10 protein-coding genes are annotated in these 20473 nt (G+C 57.2%); all 10 read left to right on the top strand.

Features of this window, described 5'->3' with window-relative positions; genetic code table 11:
* Positions 1-18: 18 nt before the first annotated feature.
* The 10 genes from PspR76_RS20850 to PspR76_RS20805 all read left to right on the top strand — a co-directional run bounded on the left by PspR76_RS20850 (position 19) and on the right by PspR76_RS20805 (position 20371).
* Positions 19-14268, top strand: coding sequence for a two-partner secretion domain-containing protein (locus PspR76_RS20850; RefSeq protein ID WP_159958336.1), 14250 nt, complete (start codon positions 19-21; stop codon positions 14266-14268).
* A gap of 2 nt (positions 14269-14270) precedes the next feature.
* Positions 14271-14720, top strand: coding sequence for an SMI1/KNR4 family protein (locus PspR76_RS20845; protein WP_159958334.1), 450 nt, complete (start codon positions 14271-14273; stop codon positions 14718-14720).
* A 288-nt stretch (positions 14721-15008) separates the two neighbouring features.
* Positions 15009-15242 (top strand): hypothetical protein, encoded by a 234-nt coding sequence (locus PspR76_RS20840; protein ID WP_159958332.1) that lies wholly within the window; start codon positions 15009-15011, stop codon positions 15240-15242.
* A gap of 44 nt (positions 15243-15286) precedes the next feature.
* Positions 15287-15619, top strand: a complete 333-nt coding sequence (locus tag PspR76_RS20835; protein WP_159958330.1) for a hypothetical protein — start codon at positions 15287-15289, stop codon at positions 15617-15619.
* A 545-nt stretch (positions 15620-16164) separates the two neighbouring features.
* Positions 16165-16839: a hypothetical protein gene (locus PspR76_RS20830; RefSeq protein ID WP_159961566.1), complete on the top strand. Its 675-nt coding sequence runs from the start codon at positions 16165-16167 to the stop codon at positions 16837-16839.
* A gap of 364 nt (positions 16840-17203) precedes the next feature.
* Entirely contained in the window at positions 17204-17551 is a 348-nt protein-coding gene (locus tag PspR76_RS20825; protein ID WP_159958328.1) for a DUF3969 family protein, read from the top strand.
* Between the two features lie 708 nt (positions 17552-18259).
* Entirely contained in the window at positions 18260-18694 is a 435-nt protein-coding gene (locus tag PspR76_RS20820; RefSeq protein ID WP_159958326.1) for a hypothetical protein, read from the top strand.
* Between the two features lie 144 nt (positions 18695-18838).
* Positions 18839-19267: a contact-dependent growth inhibition system immunity protein gene (locus tag PspR76_RS20815; protein ID WP_159958324.1), complete on the top strand. Its 429-nt coding sequence runs from the start codon at positions 18839-18841 to the stop codon at positions 19265-19267.
* A 166-nt stretch (positions 19268-19433) separates the two neighbouring features.
* Positions 19434-19646 (top strand): hypothetical protein, encoded by a 213-nt coding sequence (locus tag PspR76_RS20810; RefSeq protein WP_159958322.1) that lies wholly within the window; start codon positions 19434-19436, stop codon positions 19644-19646.
* 305 nt (positions 19647-19951) lie between these two features.
* Positions 19952-20371 (top strand): HEAT repeat domain-containing protein, encoded by a 420-nt coding sequence (locus PspR76_RS20805; RefSeq protein WP_159958320.1) that lies wholly within the window; start codon positions 19952-19954, stop codon positions 20369-20371.
* Positions 20372-20473 lie beyond the last annotated feature (102 nt).

The raw sequence follows: 20473 nt of genomic DNA, 5'->3' as shown, positions 1-20473 counted from the left end.
CGGGCACCGGGACATGACATGGACGTTCGCCAGTTCGCCTTCCTCGCGCGCCAGCCTTCTGCTGCCGTAAAAAGCCGTTCCCACTTCCTGGGGCTGCCTAAACGTGGGTTAGCGTTGATTCTGGCCAACGCCATGTTCTGGCAGCCATTGCTGGCCCAGGCCGACGGCATCGTGGTGAGCGCACCGGGCACGGGCCTGGCGCAAGCGGGCAATGGCGTGCCCATCGTCAACATCGCCGCGCCGAACGCCAGCGGGCTGTCGCACAACCAATTCCATGACTACAACGTCGGTGCCAACGGCGTCATTCTCAACAACTCGACAAATCGGACCGAGTCCACGCAACTGGGCGGGATTATTCTCGGCAACCCGAATTTTCGCGGCACCGCCGCCAATATCATCCTCAATGAAGTCAATGGCGGCAGCCCCAGCCAACTGCGCGGCTACACCGAAGTGGCGGGGCAGTCGGCGCATGTAATCGTCGCCAACCCGTATGGCATCAGCTGCAACGGCTGCGGCTTTATCAATACCCCGCAGGCCACGCTCACCACCGGTAAAGCGGTGATCGAAAACGGCCAGATCAGCCGTTATCAAGTCGATAAAGGCAGCGTCGCCATCGAAGGCGCCGGCCTGAACGCGAGCAACGTCGACCAGTTCGAAATCATCACCCGCGCCACCACCATCAACGCGCAGATCCAGGCAAAAAAACTCACCATCGTGGCCGGTCGCAACGACGTCGACGCCCGCACCTTGAATGCCTCGGCACGCGCAGCGGACGGCAGCCAGGCGCCGGATTTGGCGATTGATTCGTCGGCGCTCGGCGGCATGTATGTGGGCGCGGTGAAGCTGGTGGGCACCGAGGCCGGTGTGGGTGTGCGGCTGTCGGGTGACATGGTGGCTGGCGGCGATATTCAGATTGATGCCGCTGGCAATGTGGTGATGGGCCAGACCTCGGCCGGTACGGCGGTTAACGTCAAGGCGCAGAGTGTCGAGGCCAAAGGCGCGGTCTATGCCGGTACGGATTTGTCGATCAAAACCCAAGGCGCACTGACCAATCAACAAACCCTCGCCGCTAAAGACAGCATCACGCTGGACGCCGGTGGCCGGCTGACCAACAACGGCATTATCGAAGCCGGCGTCAACGCCGATAACAGTCGCAACACCCAAGGCGACGTACGCCTGAATGCGCAGTCCCTGGACAACACCGGCAAGACCGTCATCGCCAGCCGCGACCTCAGTGTCACCACCGGCGAACTCGCCAACCAGCGCGGCACGTTGAGCGCCCAACGCGCTGCACAACTGACCGCCACGCAGATCGACAACCAGAACCAAGGCCGCATCCTCAGCGCCGGCAGCCTCGGCATCAATGCCGACCAACTGCTCAACAGCCAAGGCGGCCTGGTCACCAGCACCGGCAACCTCACGGCAGGCATCGGCCAACTGATCAACCGCAACGGCGAGCTGTCGAGCCAGGCGCAGGTCACGCTGCAACTGGCGGCGTTGGATAACGTCGCGGGGCTGGTGTCGGCGGGGCAGTCGCTGACTCTGAATGCCACAGGCCAGGTGAATAACCAGCACGGCACTGTGCGCGGCGATGTGCGCCTGGACTTGAAAGCCGGCCACGTCGACAACAGCGAAGGCGGGCGCATCAGTGGCGGGCAGGTGCTCAATGCCAATGTCGCAAGCCTTGATCAGCACAATGACGGACGCCTGTTCGGCCAAGGCGATGTCAGCCTCGACCTCAATCGCGGGCACCTGAATAACAGCGGCGGCGTGATCAATGCGCCAGGGCGCTTGCTGCTGAGCAACCTCAACAGCGTCGATAACAGGGGCGGCGAAATCTCCAGCAGCCAGGCCTTTACCCTGGCTGCCGACACCCTGAACAACCGCAACGCCAAACTTCTGAGCGAGCGGGCACTGACCGTGCGCATCGCCCAGGCGCTCGACAATACCCAAGGCCTGGTCTCGGCCAAAGCCCTGGATATCAATGCCGGCAGCCTGAACAACAGTGGCGGCACACTCAGCGCCGGTGACGGCCTGCTCGCACAGGTCGACGCGGCGCTGGATAACCGCAACGGCAAAGTGTTGGCGCGCACGGCGTCGGTCAGCAGCGGTTCGCTGGACAATCGCCAAGGCCTGCTGCAAGGCGACACCACCCTCAACCTCAACAGCCTCGGCCTGCTCGATAACCGCCAGGGCACGCTGTTCGCCGGCCAAACGTTTGACCTCAACGCCGGCAGCCTGGACAACAGCGGCGGCAAGCTGACCAGCGACGGCCGCCTGACTGCACTGATCAGCGCGCAATTGCTCAACCAAACCGGCCTGTTAAGTGCGGTGGGCCAGCTGCAAATCAGCGCCGCCAGCCTCGATAACAGCGCCAAGGGCAACCTCTACAGCCAGGCGGGCGTGAGCCTCGACCTGAACCACGGCCACCTGAATAACCAGGGCGGCTTGATCCATGCGCCGGGTGCGTTGCTGCTGAGCAACCTCAACAGTGTGGATAACCGCGGTGGCGAAATCTCCAGCGCCCAGGCGCTGGCCTTCAACGCCGACAGCCTCGATAACCGCGGCGGCAAATTGCTCAGCGAGCAAGGGTTGTTGGTGCGCATCGCCAAGGCGTTGGATAACACCAAGGGCCTGGTCGCGGCGACAGGGTTGGACCTGCGCGCCAACAGCCTGGTCAACGCCGAAGGTTCGCTGAAAGTGCGTGATGACCTGAAGGTATTCGTCGACACCGCGCTGGGCAATCGCCAGGGCGAAATCATCGGCGCGACCACCACCCTGAGCAGCCTGACGCTGGACAACAGCCAGGGCCTGCTGCAAGGCGACACCTTGCTCAGCGTCACCAACAACGGCATCGCGATCAACCATGGCGGGCGTTTCGTCAGCGGCCAACAGCTGAACCTGAGCATCGGCCAGTTTGATAACAGCGGCGGCAGCGTCGCGTCGGCGGGGGCAATGCAGGCCAATGCCGATCTGTTCGACAACAGCCACGGCGGGCGCCTGCTGGCCAACGGTGCGATGCAACTGACACTGGGTCACCTGAACAATCAACAAGGCACCGTACGCGGTGATGACAACCTCAGGTTGCAAGCCACCACGCTGAATAACGACGCCGGCCGCATCAGCAGCGGTGCGGCGCAGCACGTGACTACCACCGGTGCACTCAGCAACGTCAGCGGTGAACTGCTCAGCGCCATGGCGCTGACGCTCAACAGCGCCAGCCTCGACAACCGTGGCGGCAAACTCATCGGCGACGGCGCCGTGCAGGTCACCACCGGCACGCTGAATAACCAGTACAGCGGGCGCCTGACCAGTGCCGAGCGCCTCGACCTGACGGCAGGGCAGGTGGATAACCGTTTCGACGGCCAAATCGCCAGCAACCAGGCCCTCACCGCCAGCGTCACCGGCCTTGACCAGCGCGGCGGCGGCAAGCTCTACAGCCTCAGCGACCTGAGCCTGGACATGAATCAGGGCCACCTCAATAACGCCGGTGGCCTGATCCATGCGCCGGGCCACTTGCTGCTTAACAACCTGTCGACGGTCGCCAACAGGAACGGCGAAATCTCCAGCGAAAACGCCTTCACGCTGGCCGCGACGAGCCTGGATAACAGCGACGGCAAAGTGCTCAGCGATCAAGCGCTGACCCTCAAGCTCGACCAGGCGCTGACCAACGTCAAAGGCCTGATTACGGCTGCCGCGCTCAACGTTGAAGCGGCTCGTTTGAACAACCTCGACGGCCAAGTCATGGGCGACGACAGCCTTGATTTGACCACTTCAGGCGCCTTGTTCAACAGCGGCGGCACCTTGGGCAGCGGCCAGCGTTTGAATGTGACCTCGGCCAGCCTCGATAACAGCCAATCCGGCAGCCTGGTGAGCGATGGCAGCCTGACGGTGAAGGTCGACGGCCTGTTGAATAACCAAGCCAAAGGCGGCGTGCTCGCCAAAGGCGCCATGGATATCCAGGCCGGCAGCGTGGACAACCGCGCCGGCCGCCTCTCGGGGCAAAACCTGCTGACCCTGCGCAGCAACAGCCTGGACAACCGTGGCGGCGCGGTGCGTGCCAATCAGGACCTGAACCTGCACGTCGGCCAGTTGGATAACCGCGCCGGCGTGCTCAACAGCAAGCAGTCGCTGGGGCTTACCGGGCAATCTCTGAACAACCAGAACGGCGGTTTGGTCAGCGCCATCGGCCCGGTGCGCCTGAACGTTGAGAATGTTGAAAACGCCAAGGGCCGCATTGCCAGTCAGAACGATCTGGAGGCCACCGTGGGTGTGCTGAACCAGCAGGGCGGCCAAATGGTCGCCCAGGGCAACCTGACGCTCAACGCCGACAGCGTGGATAACCGCGACGGCGGCGTCCTCGGCGCGACAAAAGCGCTGAAACTCGCGATCAACCGTGTCGATAACCGCGCCGGGGAAATCTCCAGCCAGCAGAACATCGACCTCCACGGCCAGCGCCTCGATAACAGCGGCGGCAAGCTGTTGGCCGGGACGGCGCTGGAACTGGCGATGGATGAAGTGATCAACCAGGCCAAAGGCTTGGTCTTCGCCCAGGACGCGCGTTTGAGCGGCGCCCGTTTGGATAACACGGACGGCACCGTCGGCGCCAAGCGTTCGCTGGCACTGCAGCTGTCGGCGGGGCTGGACAACATGGGCGGCAAACTCAGCAGCGAAGGGTCGCTGGACCTGGCTTCCCAGCGCATCGATAACACTGGCGGCAGCCTCTCCAGCGCCGGCCCGCTGAGGATCGCCAGCGCGACAGAGTTGCTTAACCAAAACGGTACCGTGGAGAGCGCGCAAAACCTCACGCTGACCAGCGCCAGCCTGGATAACTCCGGCGGCCGGATCAAAAGCCAGGGCGCCGCAACTCTCACCACCGGCGCGTTTACAAACGGTGTCGAGGGCTACGTCACCAGTGCCGACAGCCTCGACCTGACGGCCGCCCAAGTCACCAACAGCGGGCATATCCGCAGCGTTGGCCGCTTGAACGCCAGCCTCACCGGCCTCACTCAACTCGGCGGTGCCGAGCTGTTGAGCACCACCCAGCTGAACCTCGACCTGCACAATGGCGAGCTGGTCAACGCGGGCGTGATCAACGCACCGATCCTGGTGCTGAACAACCTCGCCAACATCGACAACCAGCACGGCGAAATCTCCAGCCAGAACGCCTTCACCCTGGCGGCAAAAAACCTCGACAACAGCAACGGCAAACTCATCAGCAACCAAGGGCTGACCTTGCGCGTTGAGCAACTGCTGGCCAACGTCAAAGGCCATATCAATGCCGTTGGCCTGGACGCCCGCAGCACCCGTTTGAACAATACCGATGGCATGCTCAGTGGCCGTGGCGATGTCGCGATCAGCGCCACCGAGCTTATGGATAACCAGCGCGGCAGCGTGGTTGCCGACGGTGACTTGCTGCTGACCGGCGCCGCCCTGGACAACCGCAGTGGCGAGATCGCCGGCAAGGCGCAGGTGACTGCCACCATCAACCAGCTCGACAACCAGAATGGCAAGCTGATCAGCACCGCAGGCCTGCACCTCAGCGGCGCCCACCTGGATAACCGCAACGGTCTGGTAGGCGCGACAAAAGCGCTGAAACTCGACGTGGGTAGCATCGACAACCGCACGGGCGCGCTGAGCGGCAACGCAGACGTCAGCATCACCGGCCAGCAGTTGAACAACAGTGACAAAGGCTCGGTGTTTGCTGACGGTAGCCTGACCCTGGCGGTGGACCAGGTGATCAACCGCGCCCTCGGTGAGTTGAACGGCCAGCGCCTGACCCTCACCGGCACGTCACTGGACAACACCGGCGGCAAGCTGCTCAGCCAACAACCGTTGATGCTGGAGCTGGCGGGCGACCTGGACAACAGCCAAGGCGTGTTGAGCAGCGAGGACGCGCTGAGCGTCAAGGCGCGCAGCCTCATCAACAACCAGGGCAGCCTTTCCAGCGCCCAAGGGTTGAGCGTCGCCGTCACCGGGGGCTTGGATAACCAGAACGGCAAGTTGGTCACCGATGGCAACCTGACGCTGCACAGCGCGAGCCTCGGCAACCAGCAAGGCGTCATCAGCGGCAAGGGCGCGGCGCTGGTCAGTACCGGCGTGCTGAACAACCAGGGCGGCCACCTCAACAGCAGCGACACCTTGACGTTGACCACCGCGCAGTTGAATAACGGTGGCAGCATCGGCGGCGAGAAGGGCGTGACCGCCAGCGTCACTGGCCTGGACCAGCAAGGCGGCAAGCTGTTCAGCAACGCCGGCTTGAGCCTGGACCTGAACAACGGCGCGCTGAACAACAGCGGCGGCTTCCTCAATGCCAAAGGCCCGTTGCAGCTCACTCACCTCAACACCGTCAGCAACCAGAACGGCGAAATCTCCAGCGGCCAGGCCTTCACTCTGGCTGCGCAAAGCCTGGATAACAGCAACGGTAAGCTGCTGAGCAACCAAGGCCTGACCCTGCGTATCAACCAAGCGCTGGCCAACCTCAACGGCATGATTGGCGCTGCCAGCCTCGACGCCCGCGCCGCCGCCCTGGATAACCGTGGCGGCACGGTAAACAGCCGCGGCGACCTGCTGCTGAGCAGCGACGGCCAGTTGAATAACCAGGACAAGGGCCTGATCAATAGCCTCGGCACCTTGAACCTCAACGCTGCCAGCCTGAACACCGGCAACGGTGGTGAAGTTTCGGCCAAAGGTGCGATGGCTGTTAGCGTCAATGCGCTGGCTGCGGCAGGCGGGCGAATCGTCGGCGAGCAGGGCGTGACCCTCGACCTGAACAACAATGATTTGGATAACCGCAACGGCCTGCTGCTCGCCAACGGCCCGCTGACCCTTAAAAACCTGCGCGACCTGAACAACGGCGGCGGCGAAATCTCCAGCCTGCAAGGCTTCTCGGTGACGGCGCGCAGCCTCGACAACAGCGCGGGCAAGCTGATCAGCAGCCAGACGCTGAGCGTCAACGCGGACACGTTGGTGAACACCGCCAAGGGTTTGTTGAGCGGCTGGCAAGGCCTGAGCGTCAGCGGCGGCAACCTCGACAACCGCGACCACGGCACACTCTCCAGCCGCAGCGGCGCGATTGATGTGCGCCTGAGCGGCGCGCTGCAAAACAACACGGCGGGCGCACTGGTCAGCCACGGGCGTTTGGACGTGAATGCGGCCAGCCTGGATAACCGTGACGAAGGCGTGCTGTCCAGCGGCACCGGACAGAAGCTGGCAGTGACCGGCGCGTTGGTGAATGGCGCGGGTGGTTTGATCGAAAGCGGCGCCGAACTGGAGGTGCAAGCGGCTACCCTGGCCAACCAGGCCAAGATGACCGCGCAACAAGCATTTACCTTCACCGGCACCGACCTGAGCAACAACGGTGGCAGCCTGATCACCAACGGGCGCATGACCCTCGACTTGCTCGGCAACCTCAACAACAGCGGCGGCAAACTGGCCAGCGCCGGGCCGCTGCTGCTGAAGCGGGCGAACCAGGTCTACAACAACGCCGATGGCCAGATCATCAGCCAAAGCCTGCTGACCCTGCTCACCGGTGGTTTGGACAACAGCGAGCGCGGCACCCTCGCTGGTAAAGAGCGGGTGGTCATCACCAGCACCGGCAGCGTGCAAAACCAAACCGACGGCTTGATCTACAGCCAGGACGCCGACGTGCAGTTGAATGCTGCAGGCCTGAACAACGCCCAGGGCAAGGTGCAGGGCCAGACCGGCCTGGGCTTGAGCGTCGGCGGTGATATCAATAACCAGAGCGGCAAATTGGTCAGCGCCCAGGGCCTGAACCTGCTTGCCAACCGCATCGACAACCAGAACGGGCGCATCGCCGCGCAAACGGGCGATGCAGTGGTCAACGCCAACTATTTCGCCAACGCCAACGGCGGCTTGTACGCCAAGGGCCTGGTGCGGGTCGGCGGGCAAACGCTGGACAACAGCAGCGGCCAGATCGGTGCTGGCGTGATCGACCTGGGGCTCAGCGGCGCGTTGCGCAACCAGGCCGGGGTGATTGAAAGCGACACCACGCTGAACCTGCTGGCCGCTGATGTGGACAACGTCGGCGGCCAACTGCGCGCCCTCGGCAGCAACGGCAAAACCACGGTTCAGGTGGCTGGGCAAATCGACAACCGCAATGGCCGGCTGGAGACCTCCAACAGCGACTTCACCCTGACCGGCAGCCTGCAGAACCAGGGCGGCAGTGTGTTGCATGGCGGCACCGGCACCTTTGATATCGCCACCGCCAACCTCACCCGTGCCGGGGGCAATGTGGTGACGCGCGGCGGCTTGACCCTGACGGCGGACAACTGGACCAACAGCAGTGTGATCCAGGCAGGCCGTTTGACGGTGAACGTCAACACCTTGAACCAGACCGCAGGTGGGCAGCTGCTGGCGTCGCAGAGCCTGGTCGGCAGCGGCGGCAACTGGAACAACGATGGCTTGATTGCCAGTGACGGCAGCGTGGCCGTGCACTTGGCCGGCGGTTATGAAGGCAACGGTCGAATCACCAGTGTCGGTACGCTGGACCTTACCGCCGCGCAAATGACCCTCAAGGAAGCCGGCAGCCTGGCAGGCGGCGGCGCCACTCATGTGGGTGTCGGCGGCCAGCTGACCAACCGCGGGCGCCTCACCGCCGGCAGCGGCCTGCGCATCGACGCGGGGAGCGTCGTCAACACCGGGTCGCTGGGCGCGGCGCAAAACCTGGACCTGACGGCGCAAAGCCTGCTCAACGATCATGTGGCGGGCGATATCGGTGCGCGCGGCCTCGTGTTCAGTGGTCAGGACGCCACGTTCAATGTGGGCAGCCTGACCAACAACTATTCGGACTTCTACAGCCTGGGCAACCTGACGGTGGCCGGTGTTGCCGGCGGGACAGCCGCACAGAGCGTGCGCAACGTTTCTGCCAGCATCGAAAGCCGGGGCGACCTCAGGCTGTCGGCCAATGACGTGGTCAACGAGCGTGAGAAATTCCAGCTCAACCAGAAGCTGACGTCGGTGGGCGTCGGCATTCGCTGCACGCAACATTGCAGCGGCGGCTGGAGTGACAGAAGGCCTGCGGTGACGCTGAGCCGCACGGTTGAAAGTGTGGTCGAGGAAACCTCACCTTCGGCCACCCTCAGCGCCGGGCGCAACATGGTGATTACCGGCCAGAACTTCACCAACCGCTACAGCGTGGTGTCGGCGGCCAATGACCTGTCGATCACCGGCGAGAACATCCAGAACCTGGCAGCCACCGGTGGCTCCGGCACCCGGAGCAAGGAATACAGCGCCGTTACCAAAGTCTCCAAGGGCCAGTACAACCAGATGGTCGCGGCGGTGCAGGCGTATAACAACGCGCACCCTCAAGGCTCGCCGGTGGATGAGGCGGCGTTTGCCGCGTTGATGACACGGTTCAGCCCGTCGCTGTTTTCGGGGATCAATGCGCCCATACCGGTCGAAGGCGGCACGCAAGTAGTCGCCCCGGCGATTATCCAGGCCGGCGGCAACGCTCAACTCACCGCCAGTAAAAACATCAACAACATCACCGTGCTCAAAACGGCGCTGGCGGTGGGTGACCGCTCGCTGAATACCGGTGTGGGCGCCAACAAAACCCAAGTGGTGGTGCTGAATGCACAGCTGCCGCCTGACCTTGCCCAACGCCAAGTCAACCCTTTGACCCTGCCAGGCTTCGGCTTGCCAAGCGGGCAGAACGGCTTGTTCCGCTTGAGTGGCGACGGCGGTACCAGCGGCCAGGTTGCCGGTAACCCAGGCGGGCCTCAGGCGTGGGCGCTGGGCAGCGCCAGTATCGACCCGGCCAAGCGTGAACAGGCGCTGGCCGAAAACCAGGGGCGCACGATCCAGGTGGCGGGGGCTGCCCAAGTCATCGCCAGTACCCATCAAATCACCTTGACTGCGCGTGAGGCTGGCGCAATCAACGCCGTCGCCAGCGCGATCAAGATTGACGCTGTCGGCAACGCTGACGGGCAGCCCTTACAACCCGGCCGCACTGGTGGCGGCGACATCACCCGTGTAGCGGGCATAGATGCGCGCAACCCGGCGCAGGGTTCCGAGCCTGCGGTGGACCTGTCGGGTCTGTCGGCAGCCGACCGTGCCGCCCGGGCTGTGCATACCGCTGGCGATGACCTCGCTGCGGGCGGCGTTCGCCCCGACGTGAGTGATCGCGGCACCCACGTGGCTGCCATTGCGCCGCAAACGGCCGTGGGCCAACCCACGCCGTTGGCCAGCCAAACCTTCAGCCGGGTCCAGGGCCTGCCAGACAGCCGTGCGTCTTCGCAACCGCACAAGTACCTGATCGAGACCAACCCGGTACTCACCAATCTCACCCAATTCATGAGCTCGGACTACCTGCTGCAAGGCCTGGGCTACAACCCCGATGAGAGCTGGAAACGCCTGGGCGATGGCCTCTACGAACAGCGCCTGGTTCAGCAGGCGGTGCAAGCGCGTACCGGTCAACGCTTTATCGACGGCCAGAACACCGACGAAAAGCTGTTCAAGTACCTGATGGACAACGCGATCAGCAGCAAACAGCAGCTGAACCTGTCGATGGGCGTAAGCCTCACCTCGCAACAGGTTGCCGCCTTGACCCACGACATCGTGTGGTTGGAAGAGCACGAAGTGAACGGTGAAAAAGTCCTGGTGCCGTTGCTGTACCTGGCCCAGGCCGACAACCGCCTGGCTCCGAACGGTGCCTTGATCGCCGGTAATGACCTGAACCTGATCGCCGGCGAAAACCTGGTCAACGCCGGCACCCTGCGCGCCAACAACAACCTGTCGGCCAAGGCCGCCAACGACCTGACCAACAGCGGGCTGATTGAAGCGGGCAATCGCCTGGACCTGCTGGCCGGTAACAATATCGTCAACAAAGCCGGCGGCATCATTGCCGGGCGCGACGTGACGATGACCGCGATCAATGGCGATGTGATCAACGAACGCAGCGTGACCGGGTGGGACGACAGCGGGCGGGGGTATTCGCAGCATCGGGACTATGTGGACAGTGCGGCTCGGGTGGAGGCGGCTAATGACCTGGATATCAGCGCCGGCCAAGACGTTGCCAGCGTGGGTGGCGTATTGCACAGCGGTCGTGACACCACAATTGTGGCCGGGCGCGATGCCAGCCTGGTGTCCGCCGAAGAGCGCAATGCAACCGATATGGGCAGACGCCTGCAATCGAGCGACGCCACGCAAAACGGTTCCAGCGTAGATGCCGGTCGCGACATCAACGTCAAAGCAGGCCGAGACATCACGGCTATCGCCAGCCAGATCGACGCGAAGCGTGACATCAACATGAGCGCTGGCGGCGATCTGTTTCTGGCGTCCGCAGCGGATGAGGAACACTCCTCCAGCAAATCCAAAAAGGAAAAGCGTCAGGAAGATCATGTCAGCCAGGTGTCGACCACGCTGAGTGCAGGTGGGGATGTCTCGCTCGGTGCGGGTAAGGACCTGGCGATGATTGCCAGCCGTATCAGTGCGGGTGATGAAGCGTATCTGGTGGCGGGCGGCAACCTGGGGTTGTTGTCGGCGGAAGACAGCGATTATTCGCTGTATGACATGAAGAAGAAGGGCAGCTGGGGCAGTAAGAAAACCCAGCGCGATGAAGTGACCAAAGTCACCAACATCGGTAGCGAAATCAAAACCGGTGGCGACCTTACGATTCAGAGCCAGGGCGACCAGAAATACCAGGCTGCCAAGTTGGACAGTGGCAATGACCTGACCATCGCCAGCGGTGGTGGCGTGACCTTCGAGGGCGTCAAAGATCTCGATCAGGAAAGCCACGCCAAGAGCAAAAGCAGCCTCGCCTGGAATAGCATGAGCGGCAAAGGCAACACCGATGAAACCCTCAGGCAGACTCAGATGGTTGCCAAGGGTGAAATCGCGATCAAGGCCGTTGATGGTCTGCATATCGATGTCAAACAGGTCAATCAACAGACCGTCAGCCAGGCCATTGATGCGATGGTGAAGGCCGACCCGCAGATGGCCTGGTTGAAGGATGCTGAGAAGCGTGGCGATGTTGACTGGAAGCTGATCAAGGAAACACACGACTCGTATAAGTACAGCAACTCCAGCCTTGGGCAGGGGGCGATGCTGGCGATCATTATTATCGTGACTGTGTTGACGGCAGGCACTGCAAGTGCCGGTGTGGCTTCTCTGGCCGGTGCAGCACCGGGCTCGGCGATGGCGGCTGGCGCGGCTGCGACCACGGCGACTGCGGCAACCGCAACCACCGCCGCCACCGTAGCTACAGCTGCAACGGCAGCGGCAGCGGGGTGGGGTAACGTGATCGCAACCGGCATGCTCACTTCCTTGGCGGGCACCGGCGCGGTGAGCGTCATCAACAACAAAGGCAATCTCGGCGCCGCCTTTAAAGACACATTCAGCAGTGACAACCTGAAAAATGCGCTGATTTCTGGCCTTGCCGCCGGTTTCACGACGGGTGTCATCGATCCGAACTTGGGAGGCACTACCAAGCCATTCAATAACCTCACCAAAGGTTTTGACCTCAAAACCCTGGAGGGCATTGGAGGCTTTGCGGTTCACGCGGGCGCCCAAGGTGTGGCTGCAGGCACCATCCAGACAGTGGTGGGTGGCGGCAGTCTGGGCAAGAACGTTACCGGTGGCTTGGTTTCGCAGGCCGGGAATGTGGTGGCTGCGACGGCGTTCAACTACGTAGGCGGCTATGCCCAGGACCACTGGCAGGCCGCAAAGAAGGCAGGTGATACCACTGGCATGGCGATGTGGGCGGAGGGCGGCTCAGCTCGCGTCACCATGCACGCCTTGTTTGGTGGCGCGGTTGCCAGCGCCACGGGCGGCGACTTCAAGACGGGTGCTATCGCGGCGGGGGCAAGCCAGGCAATGGCGCAGGTCCTGAACGATACCTTTGATAAGCAACCGGAGTTGAGACAGGCGTTCGCACAAGTGGTCGGTCTGACCGCAGCGGGGCTGGCCGGAGGCGATGTCAACAAAGCGTCGTGGGTCTCGCAAATGGCGGATCAGTACAACCGCCAACTGCACCAGAAAGAAACAATGGCGCTTGAGGAGTTGCAGAAAGACGATCCGGCCAATGCTTACAAACTGAAGGCGGCGGCATGTGCCTTGGTGCACTGCAGTGCTTCCGTTCCGACAGAAGATCCAAACTACAAAGCCATCCGTGACCTTGAGTTGGATGGCGGCGCCTTTAAAGATGCTCAGAAACAACTGTTGGCAACAGGTGCTTTTGATGAGTACGGCCGGTGGGATAAAGCCAACGACAAGCTGTTGAAGAATGACGAGGCACTTACCCGCTCTGGCAATGCGAGCCGCGCGATTCTGGGGGCAATGGGGGCTGCAGGCGGATTCGGCGGCGCAATTCTAACGGCACCTGCCTGCGTGACCGTCGTGGGTTGTGCTGCACCTGCACTTTCTGGTTTGGGCGGCGCGCTCTCTTTCCACGATGGTATGCAGGCAACGGGCGCACTGCTAACGCCTTATGAATACACGCAGGGGAGCAAAGTACTCGCCTCGTTCAGTATGAATACCTACCCCGGCGACGTTAATCCCATCCGTGATTATGGGACGGCGGCAGCGCGGGCGGCGATAGAAATTGCGCTGTTCAAGGGTGCCGCCAAGTTGGCTGAAGGTAAATCTCTTCTACTGGTGGGGGAAAAGGCGGGCGCGAAAGAGGCAGGGGAAGCCGTTGCAACAAAAGGTACAAACACTGCGTTACCATGGACCAAGGGGGAATACAGCAACAATCTTCCGGCAGGCTACGATCGGGGTCCCATTACCGTTAGTGGTAAGGCGGTTGATGGCGCTACGGATTTTGGTCTTGGTGCAAAAGCCACTTCAAATAGTGTAGGAGGCACTGTTCAAAATGGTGAGAACGCGACAGGACTTCTTAGCACTCAGTTGGCCAAGGATGCAAAGTCATATCTTACGGACATCCAGAATTTGACCGGTAGGCAGTTCACGCCTAAACAGTTAGAACTTTTGAAAGCTGATCTGCGAGAGAACAATTATTCACGTTTATCTAAAGAAGAGGTGAAGCTGAACAGGGCGGAGTTTGATAGTAAGTTGCCAAGCCTGCGAGTAGAGTGGGAAAAAAATACAGGCGCGAGCTGGCCAAAAGAAACGTACATTGATAAATATGGAAATCAGGCTACTAGAAATTACGATGCTCATCATGTTATAGAGAATAAATTTGGTGGTAAGGCAGAGTGGTGGAATATTACACCTGCGATGAGAGGCGTGGAGCACCAAGGTGGTATTCACAGGGCTCAAGGGCCAGCGGAAAAAATATTTGGTAAGTGATTATGAAAAATAAAGAAGAGTTAAAAGCGTTGGTTGAAGCTGTAACGTCCTCAACAGAATACGAGGGCAATTACGGCTATCGCATAACAGACACGAGTGCCACGTTAAGCAATGTTGATGAATCAGATCGACAGCACGCCCCGGCTGACTATCTGGAGTTTCTTGCTGAGTTTGGTTTCGGAGAATTAGATGCGGCATTTCATCTCGATGATGGTCCGGAGAAGTATTCAACTGTATGCGGTCGAGAAGTTGAGGGCTATGAGGGCTTTTATGTGTTCGGTGGGAATTCGAGTGATGTGCTGTATGCTTTCGATGCAAAAAATAATTGGCAGATCGTAGAGATTAGCTCTGAGTTGGATGAGGTTGATGTTTTAGCGTCAAGTTTTTCTGATTTTATCTTCGAACGGTTGAGGTACGTCAAGTCGTTAGTTGAAAGGCGTGCGGTGGGCTGATTGTTAGCGTTGCATTTATAGGGGGGCAAAAACAACCACTAACGCTCAAAATACACCCAGGTTCATTGCGGACTCTGCCGGTAATATTATTGATTTAGATTATGCCAAGGGACTCAGGGGGACAAATGCGACGGTCACGGGAACGCGTGGTGGTTTATTACTGTCTTTCCTGATGATGCTCCGTCTCATAGAAGCCAAAAGATTGTGGTGGTACAAATTGCAGCTCAAATCTTCAGATTCTATCTCGACAATAAAGTAAAACTAAGTCTGACGAGTAGGTGAGCCTAGATGAATAATTCGATTCGAAATATTGATGAATTGCCTTCAGTTGAGCGTGTTAAACATGTGGCTCAGGGGTTGGCTTTGTTGGACGCCATCATCATGCCCGAGTGGGAGTATAGATATTTCTCATTCAACTGTAATTGGGACGGTGAAGGGAAGGAAATGATGGGCTCAATGAGAGACGGTTCGGGGGCTGAGTATTTTTGCACTTTACCAGTGCAGGTGTTGCAGGGAAGGTGATATGTGGTTCTCCTCTATCTGATGTGTCTAAGTGTTTGAAGACTATGCCTGCGGTGTTTCAGCAATTTAAAGTTGAGCCAGCGTTCTCTACGGATAATGCAAGTTTGTTTTTTTGGCGAGAGGTCAATCAATCATCCTGGTGCGCTTCGCCGGATGGGCTGAAAGAGTATCCGTTGCTAGGTTTTTTTGTGGGAGGCATTGCAGCTTATAAAAGTTTAGTTGAGGGGTGTTACGAAAAAAATATTGATTCAGTCGTACTTGAAGAGGTGTTTGCATCGCTAAATGTTACCGCGAGCCAGTTAATGATGCTTAATCCCGATATAGAGCTTAGTAACTTGACCGATGACTTCCAAGAAATTTTAGGCCGTGCACTCTAATCTTATACTGTCTGTGGGTTGTTTGAATAAAAAACAGAGTCAGAGAAAAAGGAATTAAACGGGGCCAGTCCACCGTTTTAAGATGAAGATGTGGGGGGGTTGAGGCTTAATTGAACTTTGCTAATAAGAGTGGTTTGACCCATATTTACACAAGGTGTCACAGTCAATCTTGGTGTTCCCGCCCCCGGTAAAACAGGTGTTGCAGAATTTAAGGTGGAACCATGGTCCAAGAAATAATTCAGTGCGAGCGCTGGGGCGTAAACCCGAAATGGCCTTCTTACAAAAGTGTGCTGGGGCGCATAGCCAAGGGGCCACATGTCTCGGATGAATATGAGATAGCCGGTATTCGCGAGTACGTTACTCGCGAGGATGCTTCGCCGAAGCGTTCAATGATGGTTCCAAACAGAAACAATGCGACAGATGCTCGTGCAGAATGGATGTCGGTGACAAGGGCTCACAAAGTACTTGCCACTGCAACGGGAAACCCGCGATGGCTTTCCGAATTGGCACACTGGATGCGTTACTACCAAGTAGGCATTTGGCAGTTGTTTTTTTGGGCGGGGCAGTTTGACGTTTTGGCTAAAGCTGTAGGTAATGACAGACGCCAACAAAACTACAGCATCCAAACCGCTTCCAACATGATGGCCGCCATGGCGATTCTGGGCTGGAAGGAAGCTGTCATCCACCAAGGCTATTTGACCCATGCGGCGCTCAACCGTGGTCATCAACTGGTCATCGAGTATGAAGAGGAGCACCGCCGCGCCCAAGCCTTTATGCTGCGTGTGTTTGCCGATTGGGTGGGCGATGTCTCGCATCAATGGCCTACTTATGCTTACGACGAACCCATCTACGAAGCCTTGTTCGCCAAGTGGCGCACTCCCAGCCCCGACGACCTGATGCCCTGCCTGTTGGCCGCGTGTGACCGCCACACTTGGCAAACCGGCAAAGAGAGCCAGAAGAATGCCTATGACTTCAATCAGGACTGGCACTTGGAGCGCGTGCCGGTGGAAATTCTCTATATCCTGCGCCTGCGCCAGTGGGAAGGTTTAGCCAATCCGCAGAAGATTGATCATCCGCTGCTGGCCGCGCCCTTTGATCAATTGCCGCCCGAGCAGCCAGTGCCTGAGTTGGACGAGTTGATGCAAGGTGTGCTCAAACGCGCGAGGGAAGACTGGCCACAGTACGATGAAGTGTTGTCGTTGCCAGCATTGAGGAGTTGAATGGTGCAAAAGCAACAGTTAGCGGGCTTGGTACGAATACGACTGCTGTTGATATATTTGCTGTAGTAAAGCGGGGTCAGACCACCATTCTAAGATGAAGAGGTGAGGCTTGATTAAACTTTGCTAATAAGCGTGGTCTGACCGCTATTTTTACGAGCGGAAGGCAAGTATCGCATGGCGGTACGGCTGATGGGTCGAGTGTATTTGATTCTCAACGATGACCCAAACATGATCTATGAAACTTTTGTATAAGTGAATGAAAAGCTCAATCCGATCTTCTGGCTGGTCTGATCCCTATTTTTCCTTAGAGTGAAAGTGGGAAGTTTTTCAATATGAAAGCCAGAACAATTGGGAGTAACTATTGATGCACAGTCCAGCGCTGGTGGTAGAGTTGCATGAGCCTGAAGAAGCCTGTCGGTTCTTGGCTGTTGTCGCTATCGGCTTGCTGACGGCAGTGGGTAATGAGGTGATGACGCTTGCTGAGGCTGAGCGCTTGTTGTTCACTCCTAGAACCGTCAGGATCCTGAACGATAAAGGTCTTTCTCCAGCGTTGTGTGAACTTATAATGGAGTGCTGCGAGTTGGACGATATCCTAGATTTGTTGCCCTTAAAATTTGATGCTGAATTGAGAAGAATGATAAATCGCTTTTCTGAATATTTAAAATGTTCGGTTGCGCAAGATCCCTATTCGACGCACTTACGATTGAAATGATGTGGCGCTAGCAGGGGAGTAGGCGACGCCACGGTTTTCTATTTTTTTGGTTTTTAATAGTCGTCTCCCGCCCCCCATTTCGCTGGGTATAAGGCTGTATAGGCGTTTCCGAGCCCCGACGTTGACGCGTAGAAACTGTGCGGCGTGGGCGCTTCAAGGAAAATAGGGTCAGCCCACGATTATCGTTTGTAATGATGGGGTTTTGGTCTGATCCGTGTTTTTTTCTTTATTTTCTAGTTATTCACAATGAACAGTAATATCCGTTTGTCTATTGTGGGAAGAAAGCACCTTGCTGAACTGCGATGTGAATTATCCAGGTGGAGTCGGTTATGCAAATGTTTTTTTACGAGGATACTAAGGGTGAGGATAATTAGTTTGATCTCATCAATGCTCATGGAAATTGAGGCCTTTGTTATTATATTGTTGATGGGTTGTTTAATGGCGTTTTTGCCGGTGCTCCTCGTGTCAGCAGGTTTCGAAATGGAGTTCGGTGAAGTGTTTTTGTGGGCGGGCATTCCCTTGTCAGTTTTGTTTGTGAGTGTATGGTTTATAAATATAGCGGTTTCGCGAGAGTCGATATTTTCAGTCGTGATGTAAAAATATTGATTTGATTGCTGTTTTACATTAATTTTACTTCCGTGATTCATCCAAGAGCCGAAGAATTTATTCCTCGCAGTGAAAATCGGATAAATATATCCGGAGGTGGATATGGAGATGGATGAAGAGTTTTTAGAAACCTATAATTTGGATTGGTTTGCTTCTTGTCCAGATGGCCAGCTTGCGCATTTCGCGACGGGGGGGCGATGTTTTGTGCCGATGGCAGTAAGAAGATCACTATCTATTTATGAAAATATTTATGATTATTTTCTTTCTGTAGAAGACGATATTGCGTTTGAGATTGTCGAGGGAAATCTACCTGAATTTAGTGATAGCGTTCAGCGTGAGCGCTATTTGCGCTCGTTTGTTGATATGGCTAGAAAAGGTTTGTTTAGTTACGATGTCAGTAATAGTGGGGGGTACAGCTTGATAGCTAAACCCCAACGAAATAGAAGAATTGATGATTTGCCTCTGGGTGTTAGGAGAAGTGTTCATGTTTTACGTTTAAGATTCTCTGTGAGAATGGATGAGAGTGATCTTTTTTGATTTTCTAGTGACAGCAATAAAAAAGGGGTAGACCACATTTATATTCGATTCAGAATAATGATCTGCCCCTATTTCACAAGCGGCCCGACAGGCGGCTCGGGATACTTTAAAACGTATTTCTGATTCTCTAAATGGTGCGGGTATATGAAAAAGACATTTCGTGAAATAGATGAGAGTAAAGGGTTTAAGTGGGAGTTTGAGCCTGATCCTGATGAGTCTGCGCTGGAGTCATGGCACAGATCGATTCTGGACACTCCGATAACTGAGCTCGATACCGGCGACCTTTGCAGATCGGTCAGGCAAGATATGTATACGTCGGAATTATTGCCTGTTGTGGTTCGTGAGTTGGATAAGGACGTACTGGTGGGATTTCTGGATGACGCTGAGTTACTAAAAGGAACCTCAAAATTATCGGAGGCAGTCTGGGCGAAGAATTTACTACTGACGCAAAAAATGTTGAATATTTTGCGGCGAGATAAAGAGCTTATTGCTGCGGAGTGTCGAGCTATTGAATATATCGAATATGCTCAGGCGCTAGAGAGGAATCTGCTGGGAGCGCTTAATTGTAAATGACAAAAAGAAATAGAACGGGTTCAGACGACCGTTCTAAGTTAAAGAAGTAAGGGTATGGTTCAGGCTTGATTGGGCTTTGCTCATAAGAGTGGTCTGACTCCTATTTATTTTTTATATGCGATTGAGAATATTGACCTAACCCCTATTTCACAATGGAGAGTTTTCAATGATGGCGTTAATGGGGTTGTTTGTAATGGTGCTGGGGGTGTTGGGCATGATTTGGGGTGATCGGGGCCTGTTCAAAAAGAGAGATGGCCTCAGTGCTTTATTTTCGTTTCCCCAAAATTGGGCAAGGTTTTTGAAGTGGCCGATTGGCGCTGGAATTTTTTGTATGGGAATGATGACTATGGTGCTGGGGCTGCGTGGTTGGGGAGCGTAGTGTATGGGCATTACCTCAGTGTCTGGCCGTGGGTTAAAGGGTTCCCTACAAAGGTGTAATCATGTCAAACGACGTTTGTGGTTATGTCCATCCACCGCTAAGTCCAGAAACCTGGGCTGTCGTTGAGCGGTATATCTTGGGCAGTGAACTGGCTTTGTTCAAAATCAGCAGCGCTGAGCTGTTTAACTACCCTGCTGAGTTCTCGCCACGCGAAGGGATTTTGAACAACACCAGGGACCTCCAGACACGCTTTACGACGTGTCGTGTAGAGACGGGTTGCAATAGAAAGAGACAAGGAACAATGCATGTTTGAAAGGTATGAAACATTGCTGGCAACTATTTCCTCTGAAGACTATTGGTCAGATGAAGGCATTGCTATTGCCGCCGCTCACGTCTCTCAATTTGACAGTTCAGACTGGTACGCGCTTGAGTCTGTACTTTTACAGAAGTCTGAAGTGTGGCGAGGCCGGTGTGCCGAATCTTTAAGTGATTCGAATGATGATCGAGCCTTGCGTATTTTACTGAAGCTGCTCAAAGCAGAAGAGGAGTCGGTCGTTATTCATGCGATTGAGTCGATCGAATCGCTTATGTTGGCAGGCTATGTTTTTGACCCGCAGCCGATAGTGATTGCTTTAAGTGAAGGGGTTGGGGCCTCTACACGAACGTTGGAATTAATGGCGACGACATTAGTCAGCAAGTGCGGGCATCCAAGAGACGCACGTTGAATCGGTCGGCCAGGTTGCGATGCGGGTGCTGGGGGGGTGCAGATGCACCGCGGTGATCCCTTCGCAGCCTCGCTGAAGCTCGAAAGCTCCCACCGTTGATCT

This window comes from Pseudomonas sp. R76, assembly GCF_009834565.1.
Lineage (GTDB): Bacteria > Pseudomonadota > Gammaproteobacteria > Pseudomonadales > Pseudomonadaceae > Aquipseudomonas.
This window is presented reverse-complemented; position numbering and strand designations above follow the sequence as displayed.